Origin of the sequence: Cohnella nanjingensis (assembly GCF_014212125.1) — a bacterium.
Taxonomy (GTDB): Bacteria; Bacillota; Bacilli; order Paenibacillales; family Paenibacillaceae; genus Cohnella; species Cohnella nanjingensis.
Genome location: NZ_JACJVP010000041.1, coordinates 1 through 21,771, shown reverse-complemented (window position 1 = coordinate 21,771; position 21,771 = coordinate 1). Strand labels below are relative to the sequence as shown.

Below are 21,771 nucleotides of genomic sequence, written 5' to 3'. Positions count from 1 at the left end.
CCCCTATCCCGAATGCTAGCATGACCCGCATGAGGAGGACGACCTAGACTTGGACCCACTAACTCAGATTATGACTACCGAAGAAGCTTCAAAGCTATGGGGCGTTCACCAAGATCACGTGAAGAGATGGTGTCGAGAGGGCAAGGTACGCTGCAGGAAGTTCGGCAAGACGTACATTCTGACGAAGGATCAACCGAAGCCGGGCACGGTCCGCTCGATGGCGATCTAATCCATCTCCGGAGTAGAGAAGGGAATTAAGCAGATGGTCTACGATGGGATCGTAATCGGGCTCATCATCGGGCTCTTGCGCGCCGGCTGGCGCCCCGGGCTTGTCGCGCTCTCGCAGATCCGCATTCGAGGCGGATGGATTTTCCCCGCTTTGCTAGCCGTACAGTTGATTGTCTTTTCGATCCAAGATCGCGTTTCGTTTGTGGGGCAGTACAGCGGCTGGTTGTTTATGGCGGTTTACGTCGTTGGGCTCTATGTGCTGTGGCTCAACCGCAAGGAGAGCGGCATCTGGATTATCTTCATCGGGGTGGCGATGAACTTCCTCGTTATGCTGGTGAACGGCGGCCGAATGCCGGTATCTCTGGATGCCGCGGCAGTCCTTGATCCGATCTACACGCAAATGCTGAAGGATGGCGTTGGCGCCGCCAAGCATTACGCGCTGGACGACTCTACCCGCTTGTCGTTTCTGGGGGATATCATTCCGATAGCCCCGCCATATCCGCGAACGCAAGTCATCAGCATCGGCGACGTCGTGATGAATGTGGGCATCTTCCTGTATTTGCAGAGCGTCATGTTGAAGAACAAAGTGAGAGCATCATTTGTGCAAACAAAATAACATAGATTCGTCCATACTATTAAACAATAAAAAGGAGAATGTCAAATGAAAAAATCGTTCGAAGGTATCAAAATTGGTCGTATCGTCATCAACGCACTAATCGTAGCTTCCGTTGTCGTAGCGCTGACGTCCGGTTGGAAGCTTGGTTAACAAACCTAGTAGGATTTTTTGATATCACATCGAATATCATAGGTAAGGACGGGGAACAGGGCCATCCTGTTTCCTTTGTTTTATTTGATTCGAATTTGTGAAAGGTCGGAGCCTGAATGGGAGTGGCCAGCAGATTGATTAGGCAATTGAAGCAACCTACCATCGGCTATCTTGCGTTCGTCTGCCTTATTGGTGCTGTTCTTTTTATCACGAATAATCGACTCTCCTTCCTATCCTATTCGATTAACGATTGGGTACTGGTGTACGCTCTGGTCGCCGCGGTTCAGATTTTGGATCGTTATATGTTTCGACTTCCGCCTGACGGGAATTTTCAATCGATGGATTCGTCGGTCTATCTCGCGGTAATTTTCGTATATGGATTCGACTTTTCTTTGTCGGTACTGTTCTTCGGCTTCTTGATCGCTTTCTTTTTTAACCGCAAAACCTTATGGTGGAAGCATATCGTTAATTTCTCGGCCTATACGATCATGATCACCGGAGCTGGCGCAGCCTTTAAGCTGACAGGAGGCCATCTAGGTACAATCGAGATAAGCCGCCTGCATTCTTATATTCTAGCGTTGATCGTTTATTTTCTACTGAACGCATTGGCGCTGGGATTCTATCTCTATTTGGTTCATAAAGGCAACCTGTTCGGAATTATGCGCATTTTCTTGTCGGATGCCCTTTTCGCTTACCTTAGCACACTTTTGCTCTCGTTAGTCCTCGTGATTTTGCTTGTTCATAACCGCACGTTCGGATTGTTCCTTTTCTTGGCGGTTGCCATGCTGCTCTCCCACGCTTTTAGACAATTATTCAACATGTACGATCAATTGAACGAAAAAGCGAACAAGGATCAACGAACGGGTCTCTTCAATCATAGCTACTTCGAGGAAAAGCTAGAGGATTTCATCAAGGAATACCGGGAACGCGGAACGACCTTTTCCTTGGCCCTGCTTGACCTGGACGACTTCAAGAAGTTCAACGACAAGTACGGCCATCCCCAGGGAGACAAGCTGCTAGGCTTCTTCGGCCAAATGCTGAAGGAGGTGTGCGAACCGGATCGGTTGTTCGTCGCCCGGTACGGCGGAGAGGAATTCGCGATCATCCTCCCGGGTTACGCGCAGGACCGTGCCAAAGTATTCATCGACAATCTCCGCAAACACGTGAACGATACCCCATACGAGGGCGTAGAGGTGCTCCCGCACGGCTGCATCTCATTTTCGGCCGGCATCATAGAAGTGAGCGAGATGAGCTACGACAAATCTCAGCTCGTTGATCTCGCCGACCGCGCGCTCTACGTAGCGAAGGCTAAAGGGAAAAATACGGTTCTCATCTACGGCGAGCAGAGCAGTCTGCCGATCAGCATCGAAGACGAGATGAACGAGATCGAACAGCAGATCCGGATTTTCCTGTCCAAGGACGTGTACACGTTCAAGCACTCCAAGCGCGTCTTCTCGTACGCAGTCGAGATGGCCGACGAGCTTCGCCTGAGCGAAGAAGAGCGCCGCGTCCTGGCGCTGGGTGCCCTTATTCACGATATCGGGAAGTTGGAGATCCCTCGGGATATCCTGAACAAGAAGACGCGGCTGACGAACGAAGAATGGGAGATCGTCAAGAAGCACGTGCTGTGGGGCAAGGAGTTCGTCCTCGCCACCGGGAAGTACAAAGAGCTGGTCCCGTTGGTCGAACTGCACCACGAGCGATATGACGGCAAAGGATACCCTCACGGGCTGAAAGGCCTGGAGATCCCCCGGCTGGCCCGTATGCTCTGCATTATCGATTCGTTCGACGCGATGACGACCGAGCGGCCGTATCAGGAGACCAAGTCGTTCGAAGAAGCGCTGCACGAGCTGGAGCGCTGCTCCGGGACCCAGTTCGATCCGGTGCTTGTCCAAGTGTTCGTTCCCTATATGAAGCGCAAGATGGATCCGAGCTTGGAAACCGTTCGGCAAGAGGTTCATGGCGAAGGGGATTCCTTTGCGGGATGAGCAGCATGCGCTTAGAGCGCCGATCAAAAAAGGCCCGTCTCGCGACGCGACGGGCCTTTTTATTTGCCGTTATTTTCGTCTGCCGAAAATCAAGATAAAGGCGAAGAAGAACAACCAAGGCAAGATGAACTTCGTCGCCCACTCTAAGCTGTCCGCGAAGTCCGAGCTTCGGCCGGAAGAGAGGAAGACGGCCAAGAAGAACACGGCCAACAAGCCGACGGAGAGGAGCAATGAATAGTTCTTCATTGGCGCTCCTGCGCGGAGGTCGGCAGCGCGTAGTAATCGTCCTGGGAGATCAACCGGAAGCCGCATCGTTCGTACAGGCGCAGGGCGTGTCGATTCTCCCCGAAGACCTCGAGCGCGAAGGCGTCCACTTGATCCTGATAGCGTGCCATCAGGGCGGAGAGCATAGCGCGTCCGATGCCTTGGCCTTGGCGGTTCGGCCGGATGCAGAAGCCGTACACAAACCCAAGCCCCGGCTCGATGACGTTCAGATTGACCTTGCCGATGAGCCGGCCGTCTTCGCGGTACAGATAGTGCAGCCGCTGAGGATGATCCATGTCCCGCCTCGAGCGCTCCGATACTTCGGAGAATTCGGGACCGAAGCAGGCGCCGTCCAGCTCCGCCATATCCGCCAGATCGCGCTCCGTCGCGCGCGTGAGCGAGAGAGGGTGGGTGTCGGCTAGAACGGCTTCGCCAGCCGCGGTCTTCATCTTGAATTCGGAGTGGTCGAAGCGGGTGCCGAGACGGCGGGCGACCGCTTGCCCGGATGACGACTTCTCGTCTACGATGAAGAGGAATTGCGGGATGCGCCGGTCGACCAGTTCCTTCCGGGCTTCCTCCAGCAAGGTTGCGAATATGCCTTGACGTCGATGGTCCGGGTGCACGATCGCGCTGACCTCCGCCTCTCCGTCATGGAAGACGTACAACGCCAAGTAGCCGATCAGGCGTCCGTCCGCGTAGGCCAAATAGTCGTTGCGTTCGTCGCCGAGCCGGTTCTTGATCATATCCCAGTTGATCTTCAGGTGCAGACCTTCGGCCGATTCGCAGAGCCGGTGCAGCGCTTGAATCTCCTGGTATTGCTCGTCTGACAAGGCGTTCAAAATGCGCGTTTGTAGATTCAAATGGATTCTCCTTGATTGCAAGATCGTATATGATGGTAGGATCAGGATCAGGTTCAGGTTCGCACACGAGAAAGGATGGTTAACCCATGAGAAACGCGCCGTACGTAGGAACAGACCCGCAGGTCTGGCTGCAGAAGTTCAACTTCTCCACGTCGATCAAAGTCCGCTACTGCGAGACCGATATCCTCGGCCATGTGAACAACGTAAGCTACTTCATCTACTTCGAGCAAGGGCGCGTCGAATATCTGGATCGGCTCGGCTTGAGGGACGAGCTGTTCAACGACCGAACCATCACCGTCGTCGCCGATCTGGAATGCCAGTATCTGTCGCAGATCTATATCCAAGATCCGCTGAAGCTGCATGTCCGGGTGGCCAAAATCGGCCGGTCCTCGTTCGATCTAGAGTACGCGATCGTCCAAGCGGACACAGGCGTGCTGAAGGCGACGGGGCGCGGCGCGATGGTTCATATCGACAAAGCGCAGGGGAGCAGCACGCCGATCCCCGAGGCCGTCCGCGAGAAGTTCGCCGGGCTCGAGGGCCAAGGACTGGCGCGCTGATCGACACCGTAGTGCGGGGGGGGCGTGCGATGCCCGACCGCGATAAGCCGCCGAAGTTCACGGATACGGCAACCGCTCCGGCAGCCGCCCTCCCGCGCGTCACTTGCCTTTGCGCGTCAATGCGGCCAGGACGTCCCATTGCTCGCCGGTCACTTCGAGCAGATCGTTGAACTGGCCGGCGCCCCGCAGCCATTCGCCGCCGTCGATGGTGACGACTTCGCCGTTAATATAGCCGGCATAGTCGGAGATCAGATACGCGGCCAGATGCGCGAGCTCCTCGGGGTTCCCGACCCGTCCCATCGGGACGCGGTTCATCAGCTTCTCTTCGAGCTCCGGCGTAGGCGAGAGCCTGGACCAGGCGCCTTCGGTGGGAAAGGGACCCGGCGCGATGGCGACTTGGCGGATGCCGTGCCGCGCCCATTCCACGGCGAGCGAGCGGGTCAGCGCGAGGACGCCGGCCTTGGCCGCGGCGGACGGGACGACGAACCCCGAGCCGCTCGAAGCGTACGTGGTCGCGATATTCAGCATCGTGCCCCGCTGCGCATGGGCGATCCACCTTTTACCCACTTCCAGCGTCATATAGAACGTCCCGTGAAGGACGATCCCTAGCACCGCGTCGACGGCTCGGGGCGAGAGCCGCTCCATCGGACTGATGAAGTTGCCCGCCGCATTGTTGACTAGCGCGTCGATTCGTCCGAACCGCTCCTCGACCGCGTCGACGAGCGCGCTGACTTGGGCAGGGTCCCGCACGTCGCAGCTCTTGCCGTATACTTCGCCCCCGTCCCGGCTCATCTCGTCGGCCGCTTGCTTCAATACTTCCTCGCGCCTGCCGGCGATCGCCAGCTTCGCGCCCAACCGCAAAAACTGCTCGCCCATCGCGCGCCCGAGTCCAGTGGCTCCGCCGGTAATCAGAACGACCTTGTCCTGCAGCAAATCCGCCGCGAACGGTCCCACAAGCATCGTCTCCTTCATCGTCTCGACGCGGCCTGGCGCCCGGCGCCGAGCTGGAATCTACCGACTTCACGGCCCCGTACCTGCGGAAGTTACCCGGTACCCGAGGAAGTTGTGCCTCACATAGATCGCGGGAAGCGCTACCGAATCGACGAAGTACAAATCGCCGTATCGGGCGTCGTTCCGGATGCTGCCCGCCCTTACCTCTTCCGTAAACGCCTTGATCGGATGGAACGAGAAAAAGAGGTGCTTGCGCACGGCGAGCTCGGCCGTCGGAGACGGGAAGAAACCTACGTAGATGACAAGCAGGGAAATCACTGCGATCCAAAGCGATCTCCGCCATGCCGTCATGGGCTTCGCTGCCAAACTTCCCGCCGCCTCTCCGATTCGCCTGATATTTCCATCCTAGGCGCTCCCGCCCAGACAGTCAATACGTCATTTGGTTCAAGACCGGCTTGCTCCGCCATACAATATCTCGAGGATTGGGGTGGCGATCATGAGGAAGATTCAGAACCTGAAGTGGAAGCACGACATGACCTTCCATAACGTATCGGAACGCCGGCTGAGTCTCGATCAAGTCCACGACCGGATTCTCAGGTTTATGAACCAGGATCCGCGCGGCAGCTACAATCTGATGATCGGGACCGACTGCCAGGTTTTTCCCGGCTATACGAACTTCATCACCGGCATCGTCATCCAGCGCAAGGGAAAGGGGGCCTGGGCCTGCTACAGGCAGGTGATCCTGCCGAGGGAGCTGCTCTCGATCAAGGAGAAGCTGTCGCTCGAGACCTCCTACAGCGAGGAGATCGCCCTTCACTTGATCGGCGACCGTCTCGCGCAGATGGAGAACGTCGTGCTTCCTTACGTCTATCAAGGCGCCACGTTCGACGCCTACATCGACGTGGACGCGGGGACGGATCCGGCGGTCTCGAAGACGGCCGCGTACGTCGAAGACATGCGCCATCGCGTGGAGGCCGTAGGGATGAAGGCTCGCTTGAAGCCGGATGCGGTCATCGCCTCCGCGTATGCGAACCGCTATACGAAGCGGCCCGGGAAGATGCAGAGTTGAATGACCGGTCTCTGGGCTCGCGAGGAGAGGGGGTATCGCCATCCGCATGCCGACAACGCGAAAGAGCTTTGGCGCGGCCAAAGCTCTTTTTGATGCATGCATCCGCAACAATTGGCGATCCTGTCCCGCCTCTCGTCCATAAGCGAAGGTTGCGCAGCTCCTCGAGGAGGGACGGTCATCCTGCCGATCCTTCGGCCGCGGCGCCGGCCAGGGCGATTCGCTCGGTCCGCTTGCGGTACACGCTGCCGGAGAGCCATACGCTGCCCTCGTACAGGATGACGAGCGGGATGAGCACGATGAACGCCGACAGGAAGTCGGGAGGCGTGATGGCGGTGGAGACGACGACGAGCACGACATAGGCGGCGCGCCGCAGCTTGCGGAGCTTGTACGGCGTGAGCGCGCCGATGCCGGTCAGGAACATGACCACGATCGGAAGCTCGAACGCGACGGCGATGGGGATGACGACGTTCAGCATAAAGCGGAAATACTGGCTCGCGCCGTACGTCTCGACCAGGCTCATCCGCTGCGCGACAGAGGAGACGAAGGAGAAGCTCATCGGGAAGACGACGTAATACCCGAAGGCGAGGCCGCAGGCGAGACAGCCCAAGCTGAAAGGAATATAGCGGAGCGTCGCGGTCCGTTCGCGATCGCTGAGGCCGTGCTTCACGAACGCCCATAGCTGGTGCAGCGCGACGGGGAGCGTGACCGCGAACGCAAGGATGGCGGAGACGCTCATATACAGCTGAATCCCGTCCCAAGGCGAGAAGGCGTTCCACGTCATGCCCGACGCGGGCGGGGCGCTTTTCATATAGTTCAGGATAGACGGCGCCGCGAACATGCCGCCGACCATGCTGACGGCGAAGACGGATGCCACGATGATCAGCCGTTTGCGCAGCTCGCTCACGTGGCTCAGGACGGGCATCGAGAAGGGGCGGCTCATGGCGGTCAGCTCCTTCCGCTGTCGAGCTTAAGCGTGCCGGCGGCCGACTTGCGCAGATCGAAGGTTCGAAAGCCGTCTTTCATCTTCATATGAATCTCCTTCAACCGCTCGACATCCTCGAACGAGAATTTTCGCGCTCCGCCCTTGGAGCGTCGGGGAAAGATCAGCTGCTTCTCCTCGTAGTACCGGATTTGCCGCTCCGAGAGACCGGTCAATTCGCGTACGGTGCCGATGTTCATGACCTTTTCGTGCATCAAGCGTCCTCCCTTGCCTCGTGGAATGGGGTGTGCGCCCTGCATTTTGTGATATCTGCGTCACATAAAGTAACGCAAATGGTTATGGTCGAGATTCTACCAAGCGTTTCGTTCGCTGACAATGGTTATTTCGAATGATATTAATTACAAAAATTGAAGCCCGATCCGCGATTCGGCGCAGGACCGAGGGCGTATATTTCTGAAATTTATTGAATATCTTCGAGGTGATAAGAAAAGGTGATGTGAGAAATACTGACTCAAAAATGGCGAGCTGCTCGAAGCCCATGCTACATTCACGTTGGATGCAGAACCATCAGCCAACGGGAGTGATCGAGATGGAGACCAAAGAAACGACGGGAGCGCCGAACGAAATCACGCGGAGGCAATTCCTGACGACCGTCGGCAAGCTCGGCGGGGGCGCTGCCGTCTTCGGCGTCATGGGGACGCTGGGACTGCTCTCGCCGGAGACGATGAAGGCGGCGGCGTATACGCCGCCGGGCCAGAACGATCTGAATCTCACCAAGCGCAATGGCAAGAAGGTCGTCATCTTAGGCGCGGGCGTCGCCGGTCTGACCGCCGCTTACGAGCTCGGACTGGCCGGATACGATTGCACGGTGCTGGAAGCGCGGACGCGGTCGGGCGGACGAGCCTGGTCCGTGCGCAAGGGCACCGCCAATACCGAGGTCGGCGGGGCCAAGCAGATCGCTCGTTTCGGAGAGGACATGTATCTGAACGCCGGCCCGATGCGGATTCCGCAGTTCCACGTGACGATGGAGTACATCAAGAAGTTCGGCATTCCGATCGAACCGTTCAACAACGTGAACGACCATGCCTACTATTACAACGAGAACGTCGGCGAGCTGTCCGACCGGAAGATTCGCAAACGCGAGGCCAAGGCGGACGTCCGCGGCTACGTGAGCGAGCTGATGGCGAAGGCCGTCAACCAGCAGGGGCTGGATCTGCCGCTCACGCCGGAGGAGAAGGAGAAGCTCGTCAATTACCTCCGCGCGGAGGGGGCGCTTGACAAGGATTTGTTCTACAAAGGGTCCTCGCGCGGCGGTTACAAGGACGAGCCGGGATCCGGCCTCGACGCCGGCGTCATCCGCGATCCGTTCAGCATGAAGGCGATCCTGAACGCGGGCTTCGGCAACTTCTTCAGCAACGAGTACGAGTACGACCAGCAGATGATGATGTTCCATCCGGTCGGCGGGATGGATGCGATCCCGAAGGCGTTCGAGAGCCGGCTCAAGGGCAAGATCCAGTTCAATGCCGAAGCGGCGGAGATCAAGCAGAGCGAGAACGGCGTGACCGTCGCCTACAAGGATCTGGTAACGGGCCGGCTGAACGAGGCGAAAGGAGACTTCTGCATCTGCACGATCCCGCTGTCCGTCCTGAAGTCGATCAAGGCCGATTTCTCCCCGGAGATGAAGAGCGCCATCGACAGCGTGGGCTACGCCTCCGCGGGCAAGATCGGCCTGCAGTTCAAGCGCCGGTTCTGGGAGGAGGACGAGCAGATCTACGGAGGCAATACGCTGACGAACATGGACATCTCTTCTATATATTATCCGCCTACGCGCTACAACGATAAGAAGGGGCTGCTGCTCGGCTATTACGCCTTCGGAGCCAATGCGGACAAGCTGGGGGCGATGACCTACCAGGAGCGCGAAGCGCACGCCCTCGCGCAGGGGGCCAAGATTCACCCGCAATACCAGAAAGAGTTCGAGGCTTCTTTCTCGGTCGACTGGAAACGGATCAAGTACAACCTCGGCGGTTGGGTGTCCTATACGGGCGATCAACGCAAGACGATCTATCCGACACTCTGCAAGCCGGACCGCAATGTCTATCTGGCGGGCGAGCATATGAGCTATATCACCGCGTGGCAGGCCGGCGCCATCGAGTCGGCGCGCGAGGTCGTCACGGCGATCCATGAGCGGGTCATGCAGAGCTGAAGATTCTATCATCAATCGAATCTATCGAATCCATCGGTCCGTAAGATCAATCGGTCTATATCCATGCTGAGCGAGGGGGACGCGAGATGAAGGCAAGGAACAAAGCGAAGGCGATGGTCGGGGCGGCGCTCCTCTCCTGCTTCGCTGGGGCGAGCGTCTACGCCGCCGCGTACAAGACGATCCACAAGGTGACCTACTTCGGCGCCGAGACGTCATCGATCTCGAGCGCGGTCGCCATTCCGAAGGGGACCGCATCCTTCTGGACGAGCGGGACGGTGCCGCCCGTCCTGGACAAGGACGGCAAGACGATCTACGAGAAATACGGCAATACGGAGAAGCAAGGGGAGGGAATCCTTAAAGCGATCGAAGCGCAGCTGAAGGAGCAGGGCCTGTCGCTTCAGGACGTCACCTATCTGCGCGTCTATGTCGCGCCGGACGCGGCGCTCGGCGGGAAGTTCGACTATCAAGGCTGGTTTAACGCTTACGCCAAGTTCTTCAACACGAAGGAGAATCCGACGAAGCCGGCGCGATCGACCGTGGGGGTGTCCAGCCTGGTCAGCTCCGACTGGCTGATCGAGATCGAAGCGTTCGCGGCTTATCCGAAGCGCTAGAAGGCGCCGGGTCGCCGCTAGCGACGTCGCGCACGGCCGGCTCTTCCGGCGTCCGCTAATCTATTGAATGGAGATGATAGCATGCTGCAAAGCATCGGTTTTCCTGGATTGATCATGATTCTCGTCGTCGTGCTGATCCTCTTCGGCCCGTCCAAGCTGCCCGAACTAGGGCGAGCAATCGGGCGTACGCTGCATGAGTTCAAGGCGTCCGCCAAGGAGCTCGTCGCCGAGCCGAAGGACGAAGTCGCCGAACCGAAGTCTTAACCCTTCAGGCTGCCGGGTCCGGACCCGAGAGCGCATCTCTTGCGCTTTCGGGTCTTTTTCGGGTCTATCGAATTTGGCGCGACGCGTTGCGAATCTCTGTTTTTTAACCGTGGCGGGGAGAAAGGCGTGGTCTCCGAACGCGCCAAGTTTAATCTATCCTACCATGCGCGGATGGCGATCGATCAGTGGCGCGACGCCTGATCGGACAGCCAGCGGCCGCCCCGGCGATGCAGACCGGGGCGGCTTTTCGTTTGCGGGGTCGGACGGGTAAAGTCGGGTAGACGGCAGCGAAGGATGTTCCGCGCGGCATTCGGCATTTGACATTCGCTTTATTTCTGCGCGAAAGAGAGGATTTTCCGGAGGAGGATGGAATTAGAAATCGATAGGTTCAAGCGGCTTGCTCGGCAGGCTGACGGGGAGAGGGATCGCATGCTCGGGAAAAGGCGCGTCGCGGGTCTGATCGGGCTCTTGATCGGGGGAGCTTACTTCGTTTGGGTTATGGTCTATCGGGACAATTCCTCCATGACGGTACGGCTCGGAGAAAGTCTCATCCACGAGGCGGCCGCGGTCTTTACCGTCCTGCTGACGATCGGGGCGTATCGCCGGACGGGCCGGGAGCGCCATTGGCTCTTTTACGCATGCGGCGCGGCCTGCTATCTGCTGGCCCAGTCCTTCCGGATCGCGGAATTGCTGCGCGACGGCAGCTTGTCCCAGACTTTCGGGGCTCCCCAGGCGCTCTGGATGATTCAGTACATTTTCTATCTGCTGGCCATTCTGCATCAGTACAATCGTGCCAAACAGGCGCCTTCGTTGCGGTTTCTGCTGGACGTGCTGGTCTTCACCGTCATCTCCTTCGCGCTGAATTGGCTGGTCGCGATCCAGCCGCTGCTCGGCGAGAAGAGCGATCTCCCGATCCTGTCGATCGTCTACGAACTGTACTGCTGCTCCTTGAACGCCGTCATCTTCGTCGGATTGCTCATTCTATGCTTGTATGAACGCACCGCGCTGCCGCTGCGGGTCATGGCGGTGCTGATCGTCGGATTCCTCATCCGGTCGATCGGCAACTCCGCCGCGATCCTCGTGGAACAAGGCGGAGAGTGGATCCATTGGAGTTGGGTGCCCAGCGCTTCCTGGTTGACCGGCATGCTCTTGCTTGGCTTCTCGGGCCTGCTGGACGGCTATCGCGCCGGCATCCGGACGTTGAACGCCTCGAACAATCGCAATTGGCTGCTCAGGCGCTACATCCCGTTAGGCGTCGGAACGGTCATGCTGTTGGTCGTGCTGGCCAGCGTCCTGCCGACCTTCATGGCGTGCTTGTCGATCATCGCCGTCGCGCTGCTGCTGATCCGGCTCTTCCTCGCGATCTACGAGTACGAGTCGATGAACAAAGCGCTGAGCAAGTCGAACCGCAATTACCGAAGCTGGACGGAGAACTCCTTGGTCGGCGTCTTCATCGAGCAGAACGGCGCGCTGGTCTATACGAACCGGCAGATCGAAAGGATCTTCGGCTTCGAGGAAAGGGAGATGCGGGGGCGTTCGGTCGCGGGGCTCATCGCGCCCGGCGATGCAGTCAAATTCCGGGAGCAAATGAAGCTGCGTCTCCTCCAGGGCTCGACCGTCCGCTTCGATGTGGCCGCCATCCGCAAGGATCGGACGCCGCTGTATCTGGAGATGCAATTGACTACGACTTACTATGAAGGCAGAGAGGCGATCTCCGGTATCGTGCTCGATATTACCGAGCGCAAGCTCTCGGAACAGTGGCTCATCCGTTCGGAGAAGTTGTCCGTCATCGGACAATTGGCCGCGGGCGTGGCGCACGAGATCCGCAATCCGCTCACCGCGCTGAAGGGCTTCACCCAACTGCTGCATCGGAACGCCGATTCGAACAGCCGGTATTACGAGATCATGATGGGGGAGCTGGAGCGGATCAACTATATCGTAGGCGAATTTATGGTGCTATCCAAGCCGCATCACCGGCAGGAGCTGAAGGCGGAGAACCTCCACGACATTCTGATCGGGATCGTGCCGATTCTGGAATCCCAGGCGATCCTGCACAACGTGGTGCTCCGGATCGAGCCGCCGTCCGAAGCGTGCCTGGTCCGGTGCGACATGAACCAGATCAAGCAAGTGCTGATCAATCTGATGAAGAATGCGATCGAAGCGATGCCGACCGGCGGCACGATCGATATCCGGTACGAGCGGGACCGGATCAAAGGCGAAGTGGCGGTATGGATCGAAGACGACGGGCCGGGCATTCCCGCCGAGCTGCTGGAGCGGCTGGGCGAACCGTTCTTCACGACGAAGGAGAAAGGCGCGGGCCTGGGCTTGATGGTCTGCTACAAGATCGTGGAAACGCATGAAGGAAGGCTGTCCATTCGCAATCGGCCGCCGAGCGGGGCCGCGGTCACGCTAACGCTCCCGCTCTGGGAGCGGGGCGGCATCGTCGCCTGAGGAAAAGTATGGATCGGGCGATTTGTACACAACCTAGATCAGCGGCCGACAGCCACAGCGGCTCGCGGAACGCGCAGCGGGAGAGTGAGCCATGAACGCCGAACGTTTGACGCTTCACACGGACAAGTATCAGATCAACATGATGTACGCCCATTGGGTGCAGGGTTCCCTGAACGACAAAGCCGTATTCGAGATCTACTTTCGCAAGCTGCCGTTCGGCAACGGGTTCGCCGTCTTCGCCGGCTTGGAACGGGTCGTTCGGTATTTGGCGGACTTGCGGTTCGGGGACGAGGAGCTCGCTTACTTGCGCGAGCAGGAAGAAGGCTACGACGAGGCGTTCCTCGCGCTGCTGAGGGAATTCCGGTTCACGGGGCGGCTGCATGCCGTGCCCGAAGGCACGATCGTCTTCCCGAACGTGCCGCTGGCGCGCGTCGAAGCCCGCCTGTTCGAAGCGCACCTGATCGAGACCGCGCTGCTGAACTTCGTGAACTATCAGACGCTCATCGCGACCAAGGCCGCCCGAATCAAGCTCGCCGCGCCGGACGACATCCTCCTGGAATTCGGCACGCGGCGCGCGCAAGAAGCGGATGCCGCCGTCTGGGGAGCGAGAGCGGCCTATATCGCGGGCTTCCACGCGACCTCGAACATGCGGGCCGGCATGATGTTCGGCATCCCGACCAAGGGGACGCACGCGCATGCCTGGGTGCAGGCGCACGATACGGAAGAGGAAGCTTTTCGCAAATACGCGGAGGCGCTGCCCGACCAGGTTACGCTTTTGGTGGACACCTATGATACACTGAGGGATGGCCTGCCGGACGCGATCAAGATCGCCCGCATGTTGGAACGGCAAGGCAAGCGTATGAACGGGATCCGGCTCGACAGCGGGGACCTCGCGTATCTGTCGCAGCGCGCGAGGGAAATGCTGGACGAGGAGGGGCTTAACTACGTCAAGATCACGGCTTCCAACGATCTCGACGAGAATATTATCTTCAACCTGAAGTCGCAGGGCGCGCGCATCGACATCTGGGGCGTGGGGACCAAGCTCATCACGGCGAACGATCAGCCTTCGCTCGGCGGCGTGTACAAGCTGGTCGCGCGCGAGAAGGAAGGCCGGTACGAGCCCGTCATCAAGATCTCGGCCAACCCGGACAAGGTGACGAATCCCGGCTTCAAGGAAGCGTATCGCATCGTCAGCCGGCGGACGGGCAAGGCGGAGGGCGACTATATCACGCTGCGGGACGAGGAAGCCGTGGCTCGCGGAGAGCGCATCAAGCTGTTCGATCCGGTCCATCCCTACATCCACAAGTATGTCGAGGATTACGAAGCGATTCCGCTGCTTGTCCCGGTGATCGACGGAGGCGCCCAAGTGGGCGGCCTGCCGCGGTTGGATGCGATCCGCGATTATCATGCCGAGCAATTCCGCCTCTTCTGGCCGCAATATCTACGCAAGCTGAATCCGGAGCAATATCGGGTCAGCTTAAGCGAGAAGGCATGGGAGCTCAAGATGTCGCTCGTTCACCGGCACCCGGGTGTCCGGAGAGGCGAAGGCGGAGCCGCGACCGAGGGCGGCGACCCGCCCGACCGCTGATCGCCGCGGCTGAGACGACATGGAAATAGAAGTAAATCTCTCGGGGGAGGAGGTGAATTTAGGGGGAATATCGATTTTGGTAGAATGCTGGAAGTTGCTGTAGGCGTCAAAAAAAGGAAGCTGACATGGCCACCTCACATGATTCGTGAAGTAATAACGAACGAAACCGAAAAACGTTGACGGACAGCGCTTTCAAGAGGTCATTATTCGACAATGCCTCGAAAGTTCTGAACTTGCAATCGTTTCCTCCATGTACATACTTAACATATTATGTACAGGTGAAACCAGAGAAAGTAAGGATTTAAATAAATTTTGATAGATTTCGATTCAACTTTGCATTATAATCTGGGAAGCGAGGGGCTCACATGCGTCCGAAACTGGTAAAGAAGACACGTGGTCAAGTCCTATCAATATCCCTGGGGAGGCAGAACAGATGAAGTTAAAGAAGTCTGTGTCAGGATTAGTAACATTAGTTTTGCTGGGCGCTTCGTTGGCCGCTTGCGGCAGCAACAACAACGCAGCCAGCCCGAGCGCGAGTGACGGCGCTAGCCCTAGCGCCAGCGCAAGCGCGAGCCCGAGCGGCTCGAACAGCAAACAAGAGATCGTCATGAACTACCGGGCCGATCCGCCCGCGCTGGACGTATCGATCGCGGAGAGCGCCGCGTCGTTCACGATTCTGGGCGCGATCAGCGAAGGCCTGTACCGTCTGGACAAAGACCTGCAACCGCAACCGGCGCTTGCCGACGGCATGCCTGAGATCTCCGCAGACGGCTTGACCTACACGATCAAGCTCAAATCCGGCCTGACATGGACGGACGGCAGCCCGCTGACCGCCAAAGACTTCGTATACTCGTACCAAAGAACGCTTGACCCGGCTACCAAAGCTTCCTACGCCTTCATGGTCGCCTGGATCAAGGGCGGCGACAAGCTGATGAACGCCAAGACGCCTGCAGACGTAGAAAAATACAAAAAAGAACTCGGCGTAGAAGCGAAGGACGACACGACCCTCGTCATCACGCTGGAAAACCCGGTTCCGTTCTTCACCTCCCAGCTGGCCTTCCTGAACTTCTACCCGCAAAACGAGAAGTTCGTATCCGCTCAAGGCGAGAAGAGCGGCGCAGACGCGGACAAAGTCCTCGGCGCAGGTCCCTTCAAGCTCACGAAGTGGGATCACGAGCAACAGCTCGTTCTCGAGAAGAACGACAAGTACTGGGACGCTGCTAACGTGAAGCTGAACAAAGTGACCCTGAACATCGTGAAAGATCCGACGACAGGCGTCAACCTGTATAAGACCAAGTCGACCGACTATGCGGACGTCAAGGGCGACTTCCTGAAGGAATACGAAGGCAAGCCTGACCTGGCGGTTAAGAAAGAACTCGTCACCGGCTACCTGAACTTCCAACAAACGAAGGTTCCTGCATTCGCCAACGCGAAGGTTCGTCAAGCGTTCAGCATGGCCGTCGACCGTCAAGGCCTGGTAGACCTCGTGCTGCAAAACGGCTCCATCCCTTCGACCGGCTTGGTACCGGTGGGCAATCTCGACGGCAACGGCAAGCAATTCCGCGACGTCGTCGGCGACACGGAAGTGGCGTTCGACGCGGCTAAGGCGAAGACGCTGCTGGAAGAAGGTCTGAAGGAATCCGGCCAAACGCTGCCGAAGAACCTGTCCATCATCGGCGACGACACCGAGACGGGCAAGAAAGTCTTGGAATACCTCGTCTCCCAATGGAGCACGAACCTCGGCGTAACCGTTAGCGCGGAACCGCTGCCGCACGCGAACCGTCTGGATCGCGAGCTCGGCAAGAACTACAACATCGTCAACACCCTCTGGGGCGCTGACTACAACGACCCGATGACGTGGCTCGACATGTTCATCAAAGGCTCTTCCTTCAACACGCAAGACTGGAACAACGATGAGTACAACACGCTGATCAAGAACGCGCAAAAGGAACTCGACCTGGCGAAGCGCGCCGACATGCTGGGGCAAGCCGAGAAGATCCTGCTGGGCGAAGCTGCGGTATCGCCAATGTACTTCCGTTCTTCGACGTTCCTGGTGAATCCGAAGGTGAAAGACCTGATCCTGCCTCCTTTCGGTCCTGACTTCGAACTGAAGTGGGCCCACGTAGAATAACAACCTGGCTTAGCGCTCCATTGCAACCAGAATAGACACCATACATGGGGAGGCCGTTCTCGTTAACGACTTGAACGGCTTCCTTCATGTTGTTGCCGTTTGTTCCATTCTTAGAAAGGAGGCTGTTCGTATGCTCAAATACACGCTTCGCAGGTTTTTCTATATGCTTGTGACGCTGTGGGTCATTATTACGTTGACCTTTTTCCTGATGAAGCTGCTTCCCGGCAATCCGTTCGGCGAGAGCGCAGCCAAGCTGACGCCCGAAAACCTCCAGATTTTGCGCGAGCAGTACGGCTTAGATAAACCTGTGTGGCAGCAATACCTGAAGTACATGGGCAACGTGCTCCAAGGAGATCTCGGGATCTCTTATCAATACCCTACGCGTTCCGTCGTCAGCGTCATTCAGCACTCCTTCAAAGCCTCGCTGGAGCTCGGCCTCGAATCTCTGATCTTCGCGATCGTCATCGGTTTGGCTCTCGGCACTTACGCGGCGCTCCGGCACAACAAGGCCGGCGACTACACCGCCATGCTGATCGCCATTGTCGGGATCTCCGTGCCGTCCTTCGTCATCGGGCCTCTGCTGTCCTACTTCGTCGGCGTCAAATGGGGCATTCTGCCTCCGGGTCTATGGACGGGGCCGGAGCATCGAGTCTTGCCGGCGCTTGCGTTATCTTTCGGAACGATCGCCATCCTGGCGCGGATGATGCGGGCTTCGATGCTGGATGTAGCGAACCAAGACTACATCAAGACAGCCAAGTCCAAAGGCTTGACGTCCGGCGCCATTATCAATTCGCATATGCTGCGTAATGCCATCCTCCCGGTCATTACCATTCTCGGTCCGATTGCGGTCAACGTCGTTACAGGCACCCTTGTCGTGGAGATTATCTTCGCGGTGCCGGGACTCGGGTCCCAGTTCGTAAGCTCCATCGTGTCGAACGATTATACGATGATTACGGGACTGACGCTGTTCTACGCTGCGATCTTGATCATCGTCTTGTTCATTACCGACATCGCTTACGGCTTGGTTGATCCACGCATTCGGTTAGGGAAGGGGAGATAGGGATGGAATCTATAGCCAAGGAACAATTCCAGCCTGCCATACAGCAGGCGCACAAAGACGCGATACTGCGCCCGTCCCTCAGCTATTGGCAAGATGCTTGGCGGCGGCTGAAGAAGAACAAGCTGGCCATGATCGCTCTTGTCGTGCTCATCATCATCGCGGCGCTCGCGATCATCGTGCCGCTCGTCAGCGGTTACGACTACAAGACGCAGGATACCAAATCGATTAACCTTCGGCCTTCGGCCGCGCATTACTTCGGGACCGACGACTTCGGCCGCGATCTGTGGACCCGGATCTGGTGGGGCGCCCGCATCTCGCTGACGATCGGTATCGTTGCAGCCGTGATGGACCTCGTCATAGGCGTGCTTTACGGCGGCATCTCCGCGTACTTCGGCGGCCGCGTGGACAGCATCATGCAGCGTTTCATCGAAGTCATCTACTCCGTCCCATACCTGTTGCTGGCGATTCTGCTGCTGATGGTGCTTGGGCCGGGCATGAAGTCGATCATATTTGCTTATGCCATCACCGGTTGGGTCTCGATGGCGCGGCTCGTCCGCGGACAGCTGCTCGTCTTGAAGGAGCAGGAGTTCGTATTGGCGGCCCGTGCGCTCGGCGCCAAGCCGTTCCGGATTATCTTGAAGCACTTGATTCCCAACGCCCTCGGCGTTATCGTCGTGCAGATCACGTTCGTCGTGCCTGCCGCCATCTTCGCGGAAGCGTTCCTCAGCTTTATCGGTCTAGGTATTCGCCCTCCGCTCGCATCGCTCGGCAACCTGCTCAGCGACGGCGCGAAGGTTATGCAGTTCCATCCGCATCGCTTGATCTTCCCTACGGTCGTATTCAGCTTGATTCTGCTTAGCTTCAATCTGTTGGGAGACGGTCTGCGGGATGCTCTCGATCCCAAAATGAGAAAATAAGGAGGAGAGTCGAATGAGCGCACCTTTACTGGAAGTGAACAATCTTAAAGTATCGTTCAAAATGTTCGCCGGCGAAGTCCAAGCCGTTCGCGGCGTCTCCTTTACATTGGATAAAGGTGAAGTGCTAGCGATCGTAGGGGAGTCCGGCTGCGGCAAGTCGGTCACGGCGCAGACCATTATGCGTCTGACGCCGACGCCGCCCAGCTTCATCAAGGACGGCTCTATCATCTTTGACGGCAAGACGGACGTAACGAAGCTCTCCGAGAAACAAATGATGAAGATCCGCGGTCAGGAGATGGGAATGATCTTCCAAGATCCGATGACCTCCCTGAACCCGACCATGACGGTCGGCGCGCAGATCGCCGAAGGGATCCGCAAGCACGAGAAGCTCAGCAAGTCCGCCGCGATGCGCCGGGCCGTCGAGCTGCTCACGCTGGTCGGGATCTCGAACCCCGGCGAGCGGATCAACCAATACCCGCACGAGATGTCGGGCGGCATGCGTCAGCGCGTCATGATCGCGATCGCGCTGGCCTGCCATCCGAAGCTCCTGATCGCCGACGAACCGACGACCGCGCTCGACGTGACGATCCAAGCGCAGATCATGGACGTGATGCGCGACATCCAAGAGAAGACCGGGACCGCGATCATCCTGATCACCCATGACCTCGGCGTCGTGGCCGAGATGGCGCAGCGCGTCATCGTCATGTACGCGGGCAAAGTCGTGGAGCAAGGCGACCTGAACGACATCTTCTACAAGTCGCAGCATCCGTACACGTGGGGCTTGCTCAGCTCCGTGCCGCGGCTGGACAGCGACAAGAAGGCGGCGCTGGCGTCGATCCCGGGCACCCCGCCCGACTTGTTCGCGCCGCCGAAGGGCTGCGCGTTTGCTGCCCGCTGCCCGTACGCCATGAAGATCTGTCAAGAGCAGGACCCCGAGCACTTGCCGGTGTCGGGTCCAACGCATACCGCCGCATGCTGGCTCATGCATCCCGACGCGCCCAAAGTCGAGAGACCGGTAGCGGCTGGAGGAGGTGTCACGCATGTCTGAAGCGCCGATCCTAAAGATCAATAACCTGAAGAAGCACTTCCAACTGAGCGGGAACCGGGTGCTGAAGGCGGTCGACGGCCTGAACTTCGAGATCAAGCGCGGCGAGACGTTCGGTCTCGTCGGCGAGTCCGGCTGCGGCAAGTCCACGGCCGGCCGCACGATCATGCGACTCTACGAGCCGACCGACGGCGAAGTCATCTTTGGCGGCCGCGACGTCCGCAAGCTCAGAGGCGCCGAGCGCCAGAAGTTCACAAGCGATATGCAGATGGTGTTCCAAGACCCGTACGCCTCGCTGAACCCGCGGATGACCGTCGGCAAGATCATCGCCGAAGGGATCGACATCCACGGCCTGTACAGAGGGAACAAGCGCACGGAGCGCGTGCACCAGCTGCTCGATGCGGTCGGCTTGAACGAAGAGCACGCCAACCGCTTCCCGCACGAGTTCTCCGGCGGTCAGCGCCAGCGCATCGGCATCGCCCGGGCGCTCGCGATCGAGCCGAAGTTCATCATCGCGGACGAACCGATCTCCGCACTGGACGTATCCGTCCAAGCGCAGGTCGTGAACCTGTTCAAGAAGCTGCAGCGCGAGCACGATCTGACGTACCTGTTCATCGCGCATGACCTCGCGATGGTCAAGCACATCTCCGACCGGATCGGCGTCATGTACCTGGGCAAGCTCGTCGAGGTGGCCGATTCCGAGAAGCTGAACGCCAAGCCGCTGCATCCTTACACGCAGTCGCTGCTGTCGGCGATCCCGATCCCGGATCCGGAAGTGCAGAAGACGCGGGAGCGCATCATCCTGCAAGGCGAGATTCCAAGCCCGCTGAATCCGCCGAGCGGCTGTCCGTTCCGTACGCGCTGCCCTAGCGCGATGGACAAGTGCGCGCAGTCGATGCCTGCTTACAAGGAAGTCGAGCAGGGCCACTTCGTGGCTTGTCATCTGTATTAATCTTTGCCCTTATACGCAAGAAGTCCCGCCAGCGGCCAATGGCCGCGAGCGGGACTTTTTTTTGCCATTTAGAATTTGATAAGTTTCATGATTATCCATTTCTAAATGGTCACCGATAAAAACACGCATGACCTTACTAGGTTACAGCAATAATGAAAATTGCGACAGGCTATAAAAGGATCGCACAGCGGCGAATCCGGCCTTTACGAGCTGCAACGATAAAATCCACATGGCCTATCGAATTCTTATTGGTGGTAAGCGGACATTCTGACATTCTAAGCACCTATTGTTCCGTCATCATAGATTTGTCGGACATCCAGATCCCCAGATCTCCGGACCTCCGGACCTCCAGACTTCCGGACCTCCAGACTTCCGGACCTCCAGACTTCCGGACCTCCAACGCCGACCGAACAGTTGTAAATGTACAACTTTTTCCACAGAATGACCTTCATATCGATNNTCGATTTTCTGTTGAATAAGTTGTACTTTTGCAAGTAAATGCCTCTTCTCCGCCGTTTGGAGCCAAATAAGTTGTATGAATACAATTTATTGGGGAGCAGCCACCACGAGAAAGCACCACAAGAAAGCACCAACATCAAGCACCACCATCAAGCACCAACATGAAGCACCACCAGCGAGAATCACCATCAAGCACCAACATCAAGCACCAACATCAAGCATCACGAGCAAGCACCACCAGCGAGCACCACCATCAAGCACCACCATCAAGCACCGCCATCATGCACCACCAGGGAGCGCCACCATTAAGCACCAACATCAAGCACCACCAGCGAGCACCACCATCAAGCACCACCATCGAGCACCACCATCAAGTACCACGAGCAAGCGCCACCAGCGAGCACCACCGGACAACGCCTCAGCCGATGAATTCAGGGCGACCTTTGCCCAACCGAAGACGAATATTC

At 58.0% G+C, this 21,771-nt stretch carries 22 protein-coding genes; 16 read left to right on the top strand and 6 right to left on the bottom strand.

The genetic code is table 11. The annotated features are described in order from the left end of the window. The first annotated feature begins 70 nt into the window (after nucleotides 1-70). The 3 genes from H7C19_RS23390 to H7C19_RS23380 all read left to right on the top strand — a co-directional run bounded on the left by H7C19_RS23390 (nucleotide 71) and on the right by H7C19_RS23380 (nucleotide 2,982). Nucleotides 71-229, top strand: coding sequence for a helix-turn-helix domain-containing protein (locus H7C19_RS23390; RefSeq protein ID WP_221469434.1), 159 nt, complete (start codon nucleotides 71-73; stop codon nucleotides 227-229). A gap of 33 nt (nucleotides 230-262) precedes the next feature. Beyond that, nucleotides 263-844 carry a DUF5317 domain-containing protein gene (locus H7C19_RS23385; RefSeq protein ID WP_185671497.1) on the top strand — a complete coding sequence of 194 codons (582 nt, stop codon included), beginning with the start codon at nucleotides 263-265 and terminating at the stop codon, nucleotides 842-844. An 875-nt stretch (nucleotides 845-1,719) separates the two neighbouring features. Further along, nucleotides 1,720-2,982 carry a bifunctional diguanylate cyclase/phosphohydrolase gene (locus tag H7C19_RS23380; protein WP_313731989.1) on the top strand — a complete coding sequence of 421 codons (1,263 nt, stop codon included), beginning with the start codon at nucleotides 1,720-1,722 and terminating at the stop codon, nucleotides 2,980-2,982. A gap of 69 nt (nucleotides 2,983-3,051) precedes the next feature. On the opposite strand, the gene H7C19_RS23375 is transcribed toward H7C19_RS23380, so the two are convergent. Both H7C19_RS23375 and H7C19_RS23370 read right to left on the bottom strand, forming a co-directional pair. Then, nucleotides 3,052-3,228, bottom strand: coding sequence for a hypothetical protein (locus tag H7C19_RS23375; protein WP_185671495.1), 177 nt, complete (start codon nucleotides 3,226-3,228; stop codon nucleotides 3,052-3,054). Beyond that, the gene (locus tag H7C19_RS23370) at nucleotides 3,225-4,106 is read right to left on the bottom strand and encodes a GNAT family N-acetyltransferase (protein WP_185671494.1); all 882 of its coding nucleotides are present in this window, start codon (nucleotides 4,104-4,106) and stop codon (nucleotides 3,225-3,227) included. The genes H7C19_RS23375 and H7C19_RS23370 overlap by 4 nt, the downstream gene beginning before the upstream one ends. 86 nt (nucleotides 4,107-4,192) lie before the next feature. Between H7C19_RS23370 and H7C19_RS23365 the strand changes: the two genes are divergently transcribed. Next, a complete protein-coding gene (locus H7C19_RS23365; RefSeq protein ID WP_185671493.1) occupies nucleotides 4,193-4,663 on the top strand; it encodes an acyl-CoA thioesterase in 471 nt (156 codons plus the stop codon). 99 nt (nucleotides 4,664-4,762) lie between these two features. Here H7C19_RS23365 and H7C19_RS23360 read toward each other — a convergent pair whose 3' ends face one another. Continuing rightward, nucleotides 4,763-5,623 (bottom strand): SDR family oxidoreductase, encoded by an 861-nt coding sequence (locus H7C19_RS23360; RefSeq protein ID WP_185671681.1) that lies wholly within the window; start codon nucleotides 5,621-5,623, stop codon nucleotides 4,763-4,765. 60 nt (nucleotides 5,624-5,683) lie between these two features. Beyond that, a complete protein-coding gene (locus H7C19_RS23355; RefSeq protein ID WP_512698978.1) occupies nucleotides 5,684-5,965 on the bottom strand; it encodes a YjcN family protein in 282 nt (93 codons plus the stop codon). A gap of 145 nt (nucleotides 5,966-6,110) precedes the next feature. On the opposite strand from H7C19_RS23355, the gene H7C19_RS23350 reads away from it, so the two are divergent. Beyond that, nucleotides 6,111-6,683 (top strand): ribonuclease H-like YkuK family protein, encoded by a 573-nt coding sequence (locus H7C19_RS23350; RefSeq protein ID WP_185671491.1) that lies wholly within the window; start codon nucleotides 6,111-6,113, stop codon nucleotides 6,681-6,683. Between the two features lie 175 nt (nucleotides 6,684-6,858). Here the strand turns inward: H7C19_RS23350 and tatC are convergent, their stop codons facing one another. Both tatC and H7C19_RS23340 read right to left on the bottom strand, forming a co-directional pair. Next, on the bottom strand, nucleotides 6,859-7,623 hold the full coding sequence (tatC, locus tag H7C19_RS23345) for a twin-arginine translocase subunit TatC (RefSeq protein ID WP_185671490.1): 765 nt from the start codon (nucleotides 7,621-7,623) through the stop codon (nucleotides 6,859-6,861). A gap of 5 nt (nucleotides 7,624-7,628) precedes the next feature. Beyond that, a complete protein-coding gene (locus H7C19_RS23340; protein ID WP_185671489.1) occupies nucleotides 7,629-7,877 on the bottom strand; it encodes a MerR family transcriptional regulator in 249 nt (82 codons plus the stop codon). 284 nt (nucleotides 7,878-8,161) lie between these two features. On the opposite strand from H7C19_RS23340, the gene H7C19_RS23335 reads away from it, so the two are divergent. From H7C19_RS23335 to H7C19_RS34425, 11 genes are all read left to right on the top strand, one after another. Beyond that, nucleotides 8,162-9,826, top strand: a complete 1,665-nt coding sequence (locus H7C19_RS23335) for a flavin monoamine oxidase family protein (RefSeq protein ID WP_313731988.1) — start codon at nucleotides 8,162-8,164, stop codon at nucleotides 9,824-9,826. An 86-nt stretch (nucleotides 9,827-9,912) separates the two neighbouring features. Further along, nucleotides 9,913-10,437: a RidA family protein gene (locus tag H7C19_RS23330; protein WP_185671487.1), complete on the top strand. Its 525-nt coding sequence runs from the start codon at nucleotides 9,913-9,915 to the stop codon at nucleotides 10,435-10,437. Between the two features lie 81 nt (nucleotides 10,438-10,518). Next, nucleotides 10,519-10,701, top strand: a complete 183-nt coding sequence (locus H7C19_RS23325) for a twin-arginine translocase TatA/TatE family subunit (protein WP_185671486.1) — start codon at nucleotides 10,519-10,521, stop codon at nucleotides 10,699-10,701. Nucleotides 10,702-11,130: 429 nt separating this feature from the next. After that, nucleotides 11,131-13,152, top strand: coding sequence for an ATP-binding protein (locus H7C19_RS23320; protein WP_185671485.1), 2,022 nt, complete (start codon nucleotides 11,131-11,133; stop codon nucleotides 13,150-13,152). Nucleotides 13,153-13,243: 91 nt separating this feature from the next. Continuing rightward, on the top strand, nucleotides 13,244-14,740 hold the full coding sequence (locus tag H7C19_RS23315) for a nicotinate phosphoribosyltransferase (RefSeq protein ID WP_185671484.1): 1,497 nt from the start codon (nucleotides 13,244-13,246) through the stop codon (nucleotides 14,738-14,740). A gap of 451 nt (nucleotides 14,741-15,191) precedes the next feature. Further along, the gene (locus H7C19_RS23310; RefSeq protein ID WP_313731987.1) at nucleotides 15,192-16,871 is read left to right on the top strand and encodes a peptide ABC transporter substrate-binding protein; all 1,680 of its coding nucleotides are present in this window, start codon (nucleotides 15,192-15,194) and stop codon (nucleotides 16,869-16,871) included. Between the two features lie 130 nt (nucleotides 16,872-17,001). Beyond that, nucleotides 17,002-17,931, top strand: coding sequence for an ABC transporter permease (locus H7C19_RS23305; protein ID WP_185671482.1), 930 nt, complete (start codon nucleotides 17,002-17,004; stop codon nucleotides 17,929-17,931). Between the two features lie 2 nt (nucleotides 17,932-17,933). Continuing rightward, nucleotides 17,934-18,848: an ABC transporter permease gene (locus H7C19_RS23300; protein WP_185671481.1), complete on the top strand. Its 915-nt coding sequence runs from the start codon at nucleotides 17,934-17,936 to the stop codon at nucleotides 18,846-18,848. A 13-nt stretch (nucleotides 18,849-18,861) separates the two neighbouring features. Continuing rightward, nucleotides 18,862-19,896 carry an ABC transporter ATP-binding protein gene (locus H7C19_RS23295; RefSeq protein WP_185671480.1) on the top strand — a complete coding sequence of 345 codons (1,035 nt, stop codon included), beginning with the start codon at nucleotides 18,862-18,864 and terminating at the stop codon, nucleotides 19,894-19,896. Further along, nucleotides 19,889-20,845 (top strand): ABC transporter ATP-binding protein, encoded by a 957-nt coding sequence (locus tag H7C19_RS23290; RefSeq protein ID WP_185671479.1) that lies wholly within the window; start codon nucleotides 19,889-19,891, stop codon nucleotides 20,843-20,845. The genes H7C19_RS23295 and H7C19_RS23290 overlap by 8 nt, the downstream gene beginning before the upstream one ends. 535 nt (nucleotides 20,846-21,380) lie before the next feature. Next, nucleotides 21,381-21,771 (top strand): hypothetical protein (locus H7C19_RS34425; protein WP_221469432.1); only part of this gene is annotated, 391 nt, incomplete at its 3' end.